The sequence below is a fragment of the Geobacillus proteiniphilus genome, assembly GCF_001908025.1.
In the GTDB taxonomy this organism is placed as follows: Bacteria; Bacillota; Bacilli; order Bacillales; family Anoxybacillaceae; genus Geobacillus; species Geobacillus proteiniphilus.
This window is the reverse complement of the sequence record NZ_MQMG01000075.1, coordinates 1-11,847: the sequence shown is the minus strand read 5'-3', so window position 1 is coordinate 11,847 and position 11,847 is coordinate 1. Positions and strand designations below refer to the sequence as shown.

13 protein-coding genes and 1 pseudogene are annotated in these 11,847 nt (G+C 43.0%); 5 read left to right on the top strand and 9 right to left on the bottom strand.

From position 1 onward, the window contains the following. Window positions 1–1,010 (bottom strand): hypothetical protein (locus tag BRO54_RS17490; protein WP_239691293.1); only part of this gene is annotated, 1,010 nt, incomplete at its 3' end. A 202-nt stretch (window positions 1,011–1,212) separates the two neighbouring features. On the opposite strand from BRO54_RS17490, the gene BRO54_RS17485 reads away from it, so the two are divergent. After that, a complete protein-coding gene (locus BRO54_RS17485) occupies window positions 1,213–2,289 on the top strand; it encodes a YncE family protein (RefSeq protein WP_074044754.1) in 1,077 nt (358 codons plus the stop codon). 126 nt (window positions 2,290–2,415) lie between these two features. Here BRO54_RS17485 and BRO54_RS17480 read toward each other — a convergent pair whose 3' ends face one another. The 3 genes from BRO54_RS17480 to BRO54_RS17475 form a co-directional block, all read right to left on the bottom strand. After that, complete coding sequence (locus tag BRO54_RS17480; RefSeq protein WP_074044753.1) at window positions 2,416–2,916, bottom strand: QcrA and Rieske domain-containing protein; 501 nt, start codon at window positions 2,914–2,916, stop codon at window positions 2,416–2,418. Window positions 2,917–2,977: 61 nt separating this feature from the next. After that, window positions 2,978–3,106 (bottom strand): hypothetical protein, encoded by a 129-nt coding sequence (locus tag BRO54_RS20860; RefSeq protein ID WP_275651066.1) that lies wholly within the window; start codon window positions 3,104–3,106, stop codon window positions 2,978–2,980. A 370-nt stretch (window positions 3,107–3,476) separates the two neighbouring features. Next, window positions 3,477–4,412 carry a hypothetical protein gene (locus tag BRO54_RS17475; protein WP_074044755.1) on the bottom strand — a complete coding sequence of 312 codons (936 nt, stop codon included), beginning with the start codon at window positions 4,410–4,412 and terminating at the stop codon, window positions 3,477–3,479. A 227-nt stretch (window positions 4,413–4,639) separates the two neighbouring features. Here BRO54_RS17475 and BRO54_RS17470 point away from each other — a divergent pair, with 227 nt between their 5' ends. Next, window positions 4,640–5,614 carry a multicopper oxidase family protein gene (locus BRO54_RS17470; protein ID WP_068895797.1) on the top strand — a complete coding sequence of 325 codons (975 nt, stop codon included), beginning with the start codon at window positions 4,640–4,642 and terminating at the stop codon, window positions 5,612–5,614. Here BRO54_RS17470 and BRO54_RS17465 read toward each other — a convergent pair. The 3 genes and pseudogenes from BRO54_RS17465 to BRO54_RS17455 all read right to left on the bottom strand — a co-directional run bounded on the left by BRO54_RS17465 (window position 5,593) and on the right by BRO54_RS17455 (window position 7,326). After that, window positions 5,593–6,183 carry a galactosyltransferase-related protein gene (locus BRO54_RS17465; protein ID WP_074044752.1) on the bottom strand — a complete coding sequence of 197 codons (591 nt, stop codon included), beginning with the start codon at window positions 6,181–6,183 and terminating at the stop codon, window positions 5,593–5,595. The genes BRO54_RS17470 and BRO54_RS17465 overlap by 22 nt on opposite strands. A gap of 9 nt (window positions 6,184–6,192) precedes the next feature. Beyond that, window positions 6,193–6,423, bottom strand: a pseudogene (locus BRO54_RS17460) (family 1 glycosylhydrolase); the annotation flags it as partial. Between the two features lie 111 nt (window positions 6,424–6,534). Beyond that, complete coding sequence (locus BRO54_RS17455) at window positions 6,535–7,326, bottom strand: DUF4405 domain-containing protein (protein WP_187298877.1); 792 nt, start codon at window positions 7,324–7,326, stop codon at window positions 6,535–6,537. 355 nt (window positions 7,327–7,681) lie between these two features. Between BRO54_RS17455 and BRO54_RS17450 the strand changes: the two genes are divergently transcribed. Next, window positions 7,682–8,596 carry a LysR family transcriptional regulator gene (locus tag BRO54_RS17450; RefSeq protein WP_068895792.1) on the top strand — a complete coding sequence of 305 codons (915 nt, stop codon included), beginning with the start codon at window positions 7,682–7,684 and terminating at the stop codon, window positions 8,594–8,596. Between the two features lie 47 nt (window positions 8,597–8,643). Here the strand turns inward: BRO54_RS17450 and BRO54_RS17445 are convergent, their stop codons facing one another. Then, the gene (locus tag BRO54_RS17445; protein ID WP_074044751.1) at window positions 8,644–9,666 is read right to left on the bottom strand and encodes a YeiH family protein; all 1,023 of its coding nucleotides are present in this window, start codon (window positions 9,664–9,666) and stop codon (window positions 8,644–8,646) included. A gap of 354 nt (window positions 9,667–10,020) precedes the next feature. Between BRO54_RS17445 and BRO54_RS17440 the strand changes: the two genes are divergently transcribed. Both BRO54_RS17440 and BRO54_RS17435 read left to right on the top strand, forming a co-directional pair. Next, the gene (locus BRO54_RS17440; protein ID WP_074044750.1) at window positions 10,021–10,434 is read left to right on the top strand and encodes a hypothetical protein; all 414 of its coding nucleotides are present in this window, start codon (window positions 10,021–10,023) and stop codon (window positions 10,432–10,434) included. A gap of 321 nt (window positions 10,435–10,755) precedes the next feature. Further along, entirely contained in the window at window positions 10,756–11,010 is a 255-nt protein-coding gene (locus tag BRO54_RS17435; protein ID WP_044743659.1) for a GlsB/YeaQ/YmgE family stress response membrane protein, read from the top strand. Window positions 11,011–11,264: 254 nt separating this feature from the next. Here BRO54_RS17435 and BRO54_RS17430 read toward each other — a convergent pair whose 3' ends face one another. Beyond that, the gene (locus tag BRO54_RS17430) at window positions 11,265–11,819 is read right to left on the bottom strand and encodes a histidine phosphatase family protein (protein WP_044743660.1); all 555 of its coding nucleotides are present in this window, start codon (window positions 11,817–11,819) and stop codon (window positions 11,265–11,267) included. Between the last annotated feature and the right edge of the window lie 28 nt (window positions 11,820–11,847).

Below are 11,847 nucleotides of genomic sequence, written 5' to 3'. Positions count from 1 at the left end.
TTTTCAGGATAGATAGATGTACTTTTTTCCACCTCAAACGCACCAACAATTCTTCCTTCTTTGTCCAACCAAATGACATCAATCAAAGCAATGGTTTCCTTCACTGATTGAGAGATATTTGGCAGATTTAAGCGTTTTAATGAAAATTCTCCTAACTTTTGATTATTCCACTCTCTTTTGTGATCATTTTGAGCAATCCATACATCATAGCCAAGTGCTTTTCCTAATCTTGCTAAATGATATTGCATTTCCGAATGATCATTTTCCTCGATAGCATCATTTATGACTTCAGCATGGCGTTTCATTTTTGCTTTTTTTTGCTTTTCCATATTTTCTAATGTGATTTCATAGTTTTCACTAATGACTAATCTTCCCGTTCCAATTTCAAACAGGAGTCCTCCTACCGCACCAAGATCCTTTGATAGTAAGTTTCTATATTTCTCATTAAAATCTAAAATAATTTCTCTCATTTTTAAATATTCTTGCCAAGAGCCAAGTTTAATTTTTTGATCAAACAAAAGATTAAAACCTTTTACAATAGCTGTATTAAAAGGAGGAAAAACAGTTGGGTGAAGAAAATAGAGAATATTAGCTACAGCTGGTCCAAGCCCCTTAATTTGCAGCTGATCTAATTTTACAATTTCTTCTATAAGCTGCTTTTCCGTTGTTGCTTGAAGACATGATTTTAAAAATCTCCCAAAAGCTTTTTTATTACGTTCATTTTCATAAATATCCGGTATTCGAAGTTTCGGCTTCCAATAAAACGCGTGTGCAGCTCCTTCAAAAACTTGTTTTTGTTCTGCAATGGCTGTAACTACAATTTCTAATGAAGACCCCTTGAAGTCATTTCCAAATGTATTGTTGTCTATATCCTTAATGACCTCCATAACACCGTTTCGGATCGTACGGAATGCTTTTAATCTTTGGTCATTATCGATAAACCAAGTTTGATAGACCGATTCCATGTCACTCCGATACTCTTGAATCATTCTTTCGAAGTTCGCACTCACAACAGCTCCTCCCCTTATTGAAAACATCGCCTAAAAATTAAATTATTTTCATTTTACATGATAAATTTGCAGAATTGATGGATTTCAATAAATTGTAATGGTTAGGAACAATTTTAATTTTATTGTGAAATTCATCACAGCAATTAAATATTTTGGCTAATATCATGTCTTTAGACTCAATAAACCAAAAGGAGGAATTTGGATGCGTAAAATGACCATTGCCTTGTTAGCCTTATTGGCGATGTTTACGTTTATTCTAGGAGGTTGCGGGACGGATTCTCAAAAAAGCAACACTACTTTAGGGGACAATAAACAATCCGCAGCCGCCACAAAAGTGCAAAAAAAAGAAACGAAAAAATATTATTTTACCGCTAACGAAGGCGGAAGCATTTCAAAAATTGATTTAAAGACAAATAAAGTCGTCTCAACAATCAAAGTAGACGGTTCTGTTCACAATGTGCAAGTTTCCTCGGACGGAAAAATTCTCGGCGCTACTTTAGTGCCGAAAATGCAGCACGGGAATGATCACTTCATGGAAATGAATGGAATGGCATTGTTTTATAATACAGAAACGGACGAATTAATAAAGAAAGTGGAAGTTGGGAAGCATCCTGCTCACATCGTTTTTACCGAAAATGGAAAGTACGCTCTCGTTACCAATAATGAAGACAATAACGTTTCAGTCATTGATATGGCGAGCTATTCAGTCATCCAAACAATTCCAACTGGCAAAGGACCGCATGGTTTCCGGATCTCTAAAGATAGCCGTTATGCGTATATTGCCAACATGGGAGAAGATAGCGTCAGCATCCTCAATTTAGAAACCATGAAAGAAGAAAAGAAAATAAAAGTAGGGTCTACTCCTGTAACAACCGGTATTACTTCGGACGGCAAAACATTAGCCGTAACGTTAAATAAAGAGAATGCCCTCGCCATTGTTGACTTAACAAGCGGTAAAGTAGAAAAAGTGCCGGTCGGTCGGGGGCCAGCCCAAGTGTACATGGATCCAGATGATACATTCGCTTATGTAGCCAATCAAGGAACGAAGGAGGCACCGTCTCATTCCGTAAGCAAAATAAACATAAAAACAAAAAAAGTGGTTGCCACGATTGAAACTGGCAAAGGAGCGCACGGAGTTGTCACAAGCCCGAATCAAAAATATGTTTTCGTCACCAATATGTTTGACAACACGGTGAGTGTCATTGATAAAGTGCGAAACAAAGCAATCAAAACGGTTCCAGTAGGTGAAATTCCGAACGGGATCAGCATCATGCCATAAATAAAAAGCAGCAGGTTGAATTTTTCAGCCTGCTGCTTTTTCTTTTCTATTTACGGAATTATGAAAAAACAAGGGGATTTTCTTCTGATTTTCATTTTTGTTGTGACAGCATCCCTTTAGTCTTTTTTATTTTTCTCTTTTTCTCGGGCTCAGTACAGCAATATAAACATTGCCGTCCTGAATGTAAGGATCAAATATATCCAACGGCCTTGGCGGCGGCCCTCCTACATTGATGCCGTATTCGTCATATTGCCCCGCGTGGCACGGACATAAAAAGCGGATGCCTGCTTTCTGCATGTTCTCCTCAGCATCTCCAACGGTACACCCTAGATGGGTGCAAATCGGGGACATAATGAGTAAGGAACCATCTTCATTTTTGTTAATGTAGACAAACCCTTCCCTTTCCTGTTTGGTCCATGCATCTTTTATGGTGACTTTATACGGCACCTTTTTGGGGAATTCTCCTTTTTCTAATTCGCTTAGAGGACCGAGATTAGCCATTGAACTTGTATTGACCGTTTTCTTATCGTTGTTGCAAGCAGCCAGTCCTGCAGGCAATACCGAAACAGCCAGCAGTCCAGCCGCCCCCTTTAACGACCTGCTAAGAAACTCTCGTCGATTCAACATAAGATTTCCCCTCCTTGCCATCTCTAATATAGGGAGGTGCGTGAAATAAGAGGTGAATCGATCAGCGTTTATCGCGCAATGCGAGTTTTACTGCAAAATACACGACCAATCCAATGGCAAGCAAATTCAGAAACCAGCCGAGAATGCCAAATCCCATCATCCCCCAGCCACTCATCATCCCGCCCATCATCCTCATCACCTCCTGCATGATCGAAAAATCATTCTCACCTATCGCTAACCATTTATGTCATAAATCATCCATTTCTTTTTCACCTGACTTGAATGAAAAATCTAATTGGAACTCCAAGCACCCTTTTCCTCACCTTTAGCATTTACCAATACTCCCACATTCACACTTGATGCAGCCAAAAATTGATCCACAACGTTTTCATCATCTCCCCTTTTGCTTTACTTTCAGAATAGAGAAAAAGTGTGGAGAAAATATTGATAAAAACCTACAAATATTTGTCAAGGCTTTCACAAAAGTTCATTTCCCTTTTAGTCGCCACGCCTTCTATTGGTCAAAACAAATGCCGAGAAGATCTCGGCAGCCAATCATCTTATGAAACTCTCGCAAATCCAACCATACCAGATTCTTTATGCCCTGGAACCGTACAATAAAATCGAAACACACCGCTTTCGATTGGTATGAACGTCACCTCGGCTGTTTTCCCCGGCAAGGAATGAACATGAACACCCGCATTTTCTGCATGATTTCCATGGTCATTCTGCTGTAACAAAATCTTCATATTTTCGAATTCGATATCGTGTTCCATTTGACCGCTATTTTTCAGAATTAAGGTAACAGGCTGTCCTACAGTCAGTTGCAAACTCTCAGGAAAGTAATAAAATTCAGTCGCTTCAACCACTACCTTTTTCCCCTTTGTTTCGATGCTTAACGGAGATGCAGTTTGGTTGTGGCTCTCCATAAAATGGTTCATAGGCGGATTCGTTACCGGAAGATTAGAAGATCGAGAAAATTCATTGTATAAATGGTTATACAAATAGAAAAACAGCGAAAGGACGATTGCTAACCATAGCGGATTATGGAATAGTTTATTGATCAAAAACACACGGTTAAAACCCGTTTCTTGTTGAAGCATGTATAGAACAATACAAGCCATTCCAACAAATAGAACAATCATGATGTGAACCGTAGAATCCCGATATTCAGGCGCAATCATTTCTCCTAACATCGCTCCCATCATACCGCCCATGACTCCTGATAAAACACCGTCGATGATGGCCATGATGCTAATCGGCATCCCGGCTAAAAATCCAGCTAAAAACCCGAAAGCCATTCCTAAAATGGTTGACAAAAAGAGATTGCCGTTGTAAGAAATCCCAGCCAGCAGGCCGCCTGTCAGCCCAGCCAACATTCCTAACGCCATCGCCGCCATCATTCCAGCCATGCATGTGATTTTCTTCCTTTTGATAAAGATGAAAGCAATCACAATGAAAGACAAAACCGCCGCGATCCCCCCAGTGAATAACATCGGCAACGGATGATCCCTCCTGCAAATGTTTATTTGTACACATATATGTGTGCAAATAACAGGTTAGTCCATGTCAGTGAACATACCAGCTGAGCTTGAACGAAAACAGAGGGCGTTTCATCCGATTACAGCTTTTTGTATTACACCTGCATGTATTCTGTTCATAAAACGACTATCCACAAGCATATGATGAAATGGTGATACCTTCTCTAAAGGGGGAAGAGGGAATGCATGGTTACTTGCCGGGAAATCCTCAAACGCCTATTATCACGCCCAATGTAAAAGATGCGCCATTTCGGGTTCTCAAAAACGGGGTAAAACAATTCCACTTGCGGGCGGAACCGGTCGTGCATGAGTTGGTAAACGGAATTAAAATCCGCGGGTATGGATACAACGGAAGTATTCCCGGGCCGACGATTCTTGTCAATCAAGGGGACTATGTTCAAATTACAGTCGAAAACCGTTTGCCAGAAGCGACATCCGTCCATTGGCACGGATTAATTGTTTCCAACCGAATGGACGGCGTACCCGGCCCTGGGGGCAGCCCGATGATCCAACCGGGGGAAAGTTTTACGTATGAATTTCGCATCCAACAGTCAGGAACGTTTATGTACCACAGCCATGTCCATGATGCAAAACAAGAGTTAATGGGATTAGCAGGCATGCTTATTTCGCGCGGCATATACGAAGAACCTGTGGACCGCGATTATGTTCTGTTGCTTCAAGAGTGGGCTGTGCAGATGGAGATGCATCAGCAAACTAGCAGCCATCCAATGAATGATCATCCTTCCAAACAATCGGCTTCAAATATATATGACATCGATCCAATGTCAATGATGTTTAATTTTTTCACAATTAACGGCAAAGCCTATCCTGATACCGCTCCTTTATTCGTCCAATATGGCGAACGCGTCCGTATTCGCCTTGGCAATGTAAGTATGGATTCTCATCCGATGCATTTTCACGGGCATGATTTTATTGTCACCGCCGTTGATGGAAATCCGATTCCTATGATGGCAAGATTAAAACGAAACACGATTAATATAGCGCCAGGAGAAACATGGAACATCGAATTTTTGGCCAACAACCCGGGAAATTGGGTCTTTCACTGTCATAAACCTCACCATACAACGAACGCACATGCAATGGGGGGAATGGGCGGCATGCTTACGGTGATTCGCTATGCGAGGTTGTTTTCGTAGCCGACGACCGGATGCCATAAGTGATAAATCGTGTGCTCGAGCCGCTTATAATGGCCGCACAACGTATTCACGGCGCTGCTAAACGCATCATCCTCCCCTCCCCATCCAGAAAACCGTTCATCAAATCCGCCAACCGCCAAAAAATGCTCGCGGGGGATGACGTTGAATCCGCCAACATAAGTGAACGGTGACGTATGAATGATGTCAAAGTCCGTCACCTCAACCGGCCACGTCGGGGGGGGGGGGGAGGGGGCACTTACGAGATGTTTGGAGTTTTCCTCGGAGATTCCGACGATCTTCCGGAAAGGGATGACCCATGGCGCATCCCTCATCACTTCGGGATCGCAAAAAATATCGCCCTCGACAATCACGAATATGTCTCGGGTCGCCTGTTTGGCCGCCAAATTAATCGCCCGCGCCCGGTTAAACGGCTCATCGGCAGAAACCCCGACGCAAATTTCCACTTCGGGAATCATCATTTCGTAAAAGGTTTTAATCCAATTGAAATTGATATCCCGAATCCCATTATCAGGTTTGTACGGAATCAGAATCGATATACGCTCAAACAATCACACCACCTCTTTATACCGATGGTAAAAGTCAATCGCTTCATGGTTTGGGTAATTATATTTTTCTTTGTCGATTTCAAAGGTAAAACCTGGTTCTTTCAATAATTTTAGTCGTTCTTTCCCGCCGGGAAGAACATCCGCAATACTCAAGCCTTTATTCCCTTCATTCCATCCACCTTCAATTTGATTGGCAGCCGTCGCCCCTCCCCATAAAAAGCCTTCTGAAAACTTTTTATTCATCGGTTTATTCCTCCTTCTCTATATGCGCATAATAAACAAGGAGAGCACCTCCCCAGTGCTCCCCCTCATTAGTTTACCACAAATAACTTTGCTAGCCTAGCAATAGCAAGTTTACACACTCGCTTCCTTTGCACGTTTATTTTTCAACATTCGTTTTTCAAAATAGTAAGTAGGGATGATGATCGCGGCCCAAATGACAAAGTAGGTAAGTAGGGCGAGCAGCGGGTTGTTGCTTCCCCGTTCTTTACGGAATTTTCCGTCCCGTATCTCTCCGTCCGGCGGCGTTGGCATTGTTCCAGCCGTTTTTTCATCAAATGATGGGGCGTTTTGTTCAGCAAATTTCGGTTTGAAATCCCCTTCGCTGGGCTTGACGTTTAATGAAATCCAATACATTCCGCCGGCTAAGACAGCAAGCGACAGCACAGCAGAGGCAATAACGCCCTTTCTCCATTTTCCTTCTTTCGATTTAAACGCCTTTTTACAAGTACTCATAATCCATTGCCAATGTACGCCAATATGAAGACCTACTAATGCGAGCGTCATATTGGCGGAAAGGTCGTGAATCCCGCGAACAAAGTGGTTGCCTTCGATGGCAAGATTCGGAAAAACGACTCGCGAAATCAAAATTCCGGATACAATGACCGTTGTCATCGAAATAAGCAGCAAGATGTTTAATAAAAAACTGAACCGTGTTTTTCGCGGGAGTTCCAGAGCAAAAATTTTTTTCGTCGTGTTGATCACCCAGCGATAATTCAACCCGATATGAATAAGAATAGCTACTGCTATTACTAAACCGGCCATTTCATGAAACGGCAACCCGTTGAACACCTTTGGATTCATTAACAACACAAACGTAATCGCCATGGACAAGTCGAGCACCATTTTCACATAATTCTTTCTCAATCTGCTTCCCCCTTACATCGAAATGACTGCTGCATAATGTCAAGAATGTGATCGATTTATTACTTTACTGGAGGAAGGTGAAATTTAGGTGAAATACGAAAAACCTGAATCCGTGACGAATTCATTTGGATCATGACTTGATAGGCATCTCGTATAACCTGTCTGCCTTTCAGTTGTAGTTGGTGGAACGGCTCTTTGCGAGAGAAGAGGGGGATTTTCATGCCCGGGTGGAGGGCAAAAGTTGCCCATGGATCTTTTCCTTGAATCACCGAAAAACAGGAGATGAATGGATTGGCGTTAACCGAAACCCATGATAAACTAAGCGTATATTCAAACAAAGTTTGGAGGGACAACCTTGGATCAGTTGCTATACGTGTTCGTAAAAGTAGTGGAAAAAGGAAACTTCACGAAAGCAGCTGAGGAGCTGCATATGACACAGCCTGCTGTCAGCCAGCATATCCAAACCCTAGAGCGATTATTCGATACGAAACTTCTGGACAGGACAAACAAGTACGTCAAATTGAATAAAGCCGGCGAAATTGTGTATCACTATGCGAAAGAAATACTCGGACTGTATACACGCATGAATCAACTGCTTGATGATTTAATGAATCGAGCCAGCGGGGAGCTGTCTATTGGGGCCAGCTACACGTATGGCGAGTATGTTCTTCCACAGATGATCGCAAAATTGCATCAACACTATCCACTAATCAAACCAACGATCACCATCGGGAACTCGAATGAAATTGTCGAAATGGTAAGCAGCCATCAACTGGATGTAGGGATCATCGAAATGGATATCGAACCAAAAAATGTATATATTGAACCATTTGCCAAAGATCAAATGGTTGTCGTTGCTTCTGTTCATCATCCGTATGCCCAAAAAGAGAGCGTACAGATGGACGACCTCCGCAACGCCACATGGATCGTTCGTGAAACAGGATCTGGAACAAGAAAAGCAACGGACGAATTTTTTCTCAAACACAACTTCTTTCCGTCTTCAATCATGGAATTCGGCAGTACACAGCTCATTAAAGAAGCGGTAGAAGCTGGTTTGGGGCTGACATTTCTCTCTCTCTGGACGATCAAAAAAGAACTTTCATTTGGCACGTTAAAAATCATCCCGATCGATGATGAACCATTTTTTCGCCACTTTTCTCTCGTGACATCGAAAACTCCGTTTTATACAAAAGCCATGGAGGTGTTTTTAACCATCGTACGTACTCACCAACCTTCCATCATCCATTCACCACAACCCCCATCTCCCTAATAAAAAGACGCCCGGCAGCGTTTGCGGGCCGTCTTTTTCCTTGAACGTTAAGCGATAAAAAAAGAGAAAAAAGACAAGAAAAGAGACACAATACACATGGCAAGAAGAGGACGCCATCCGTTTGTCCGCCATTTTCGCAAATCCACATTCAATCCAAGGCCGACCATTGCCGCCGTCAAAAGAAATGAGGTGAAGGAAGAGATATAGCGTAAGACGTTTTGAGAAACAGGAATGGCGTTTCCAAGCACATAACTGCCAAGCAAACTCATCATGATAAATCCAAGCAAAAACCAAGGAAATTCTACTTTCGTTTCTCCCCCCTCCTGGCCATCGTCTTTTTTTCTTCTCCAATAAATGAGGACAAAACTGAGCGGCACAAGCCAAAGTACTCTTCCTAACTTTGCCAGCAACGCCATAGCCAATGCATCCTGCCCAGCTGGAGCGCCCGCTAACGCGACGTGGGCAATTTCATGCAAGCTCATCCCACTCCAAATGCCGTAATGGAAAGACGAAATGGGCAAAACAGGACGAATCAGTGTATACGCGATCGAGAACACCGTGCCGACAAGTGCAATCATTCCAACTGAGATGGCCGTTTCCTCGTCGTTCGATTTTAAAATGGGAGAAACGGCGGCAATCGCGGCCGCCCCGCATACCCCTGTTCCAATGCCCAGCAATAAGGATAAAGAAGGACTTGCTTTCAACATGTTTCCAACCCAAATCGTCATGAGAATGGCAAACACAATGACCGCCGCATCGCGAATGACAAGCCCCCATCCTTGATGAATCAAAACATCCATATTCAGCTTTAGACCAAATAACATGATGGCCAATCGCAACAAATATTTCGAGACAAATTGGATGCCCGGTCGAATCGCTTCTGGATAGCCAAACAGCTGCCGATACATCACAGCAAGCAAAATGGCGCAAGCAAGCGGACCGACATGATCTAATCCAGGTAGGAAGGCCAATGCCATTCCAATAGCGGCCGTCAAAAACGTAAAGGCCACTCCCCCTAACCAAAAACGTTTCCCCTGTTCATGGGCAGTCGAATATGGCCAAACAGCCATCTTTCGCTTCTCCACTCTAATCCCCCCTATTGGTATCACATAACTGTTTTTATCATATGTCCCTTCTGTCAATAAGTAAAATAAAATTTTATTATTTTTATAATAAGTAATAACTTATTATAAATTCCTAAAAGTGATAAACGAGAAACAAATACTTTGATTAACGAAGAGGCAGATCCACCCGTTCCCTCAAAACGCCGCCATGATCATTGACATGAACTTTCCAACCTCACTCACGACGCCGCAACTCGAGCCAACGATCAATCAAATGAAAACGGAGAAAAAGCTTATTCAAAACGTAGTTTTCTTTCCCCACTCCACGTTGTATAATCAAAAAAGAGGAGGTGAACAAGCATGGAGCGCGATACGGTTGTGAAAGAAGTGGTCGAGGCGCTGAAAATATTTTCCCGCGACATCCGCACCCAAATTGATGAAATGGGAAGCCAGCTGAGAGCGGAAATCCAAGACACTGCTAATCAGCTAAGAGCAGAAATCCAGGACACCGCTAATCAACTGAGGGCTGAGATGCAAGACACGGCCAACCAGCTGAGAGCGGAGATGCATGAAACGGCCAACCAACTGAGAGCGGAGATGCAGCAATTTCGCGCCGAGGTGAACGAGCGGTTCGACCGACTCGAACAAAAATTCGCTGGCTTGCGCGTGGAGCTGACCGAAACGCAAGAAACCGTCCATTTCCTCGCGTCCAAAACCATCCAGCATGAGAAAAAACTCCTCCATCTTGCCAAGCAGCTTGAATCCATTCGCTAGTTTTCCTTCATCCGAAAGCCGCGTTTGACTGCGAGTCAAGCGCGGCTTTGATTTTTGCATCTCGGCTTCTTTGATCCCGGATCAAATCCCCCCTGCTCGGCCGCGCACGAAGGCGGAAGAGAAGCTGACGATTTATCCGTCATCATGAACACAATTGGTTTCCAATACGCAACCAAAACTCTGTCCCCGGACAAAACGCCAAAAACAGAGAACGCGCGCCGATAAAGTTGACGGGGCTTTTGCGTGCATAATTGCTGCTCCTTTTGACGCACAATATAAATACGAAAGAAGCCTTTTCATGATTTGAGGGAGGAATCATCCATGTCGTTTCTTTGGAGCTTAATCGTCGGGGGCGTCATCGGTTGGCTGGCCGGTCTTCTGACGGGCCGCGATATTCCAGGAGGGATCATTGGCAACGTGATCGCCGGGTTTATCGGAGCCTGGCTTGGAACGGCGCTCTTTGGCAACTGGGGGCCGACCATCGGCGGATTTGACATCATCCCCGCGCTGATCGGTTCCGTTATCCTCATTTTGCTTGCAAGCTTTGTCATTCGCAGATTGCATAGGGCGGCGTGAATGACGCCCCTTTCGCACTTTGCAACCGAGATCGGTCTAGTCAGGACAGTTTCTTGAGGTACAACCCAAAACCAATCCGCTTTATCCATAGGTTTCCCCACTTACACGGATCGCGTGGAAGTGGGGGATTCCTGGCCAAAGTCAAATTGGCAGAGTATTTGGAGTGATTCCGAATCGGTTTCACCTGCATTTCACCCTAAAACATCCTCATTTCGTTTGGAGTTTTGCTTATCTTATTGATAATCTTCTTCGGGTCATTTCCAAATTCTTTGTACATCCACCATCCTTTTTCCATTAAACGACAATTTATATATATCTGGCATTCCAAGTTCCTTCCAAAAGTTGAATCCATACTTTTTATCAAAATAATTCATGATTAATACCATAATATTACCATGCGTACCGATAACAATGTTTTTCCCGTCATTGTATTCTAATAATTGTATTGTCGCATTGACACCTCTTTTTTGAGCCATTCGATTTGATTCTCCACCCTCCCATGAAAAGTCAAAGTCTTGCCATACCTTTGTAATGGCACTTGTAAAGTCAATCACAGGCTTCTCCGATAAAACTCTTTCTTTGAATTCATCCACTACAACAATCTCTTTATTTATGTATTTAGCAATTCCTTCAACTGTTTGAATTGCCCGCTTATATGGACTTGAATAAACATGATGTATATTTTCTGTTTTTAGAAATTCGGTTACAGTATTTGCATCACGATAGCCTTGTTCGGATAATGGTCTTCCTAATTCGTCTGGAGTATATGTAGAGTGAGCATGCCTAACAAAATACAAATTAGTCGTCATTACATTATCCACCTCAAAGCAATTTCTT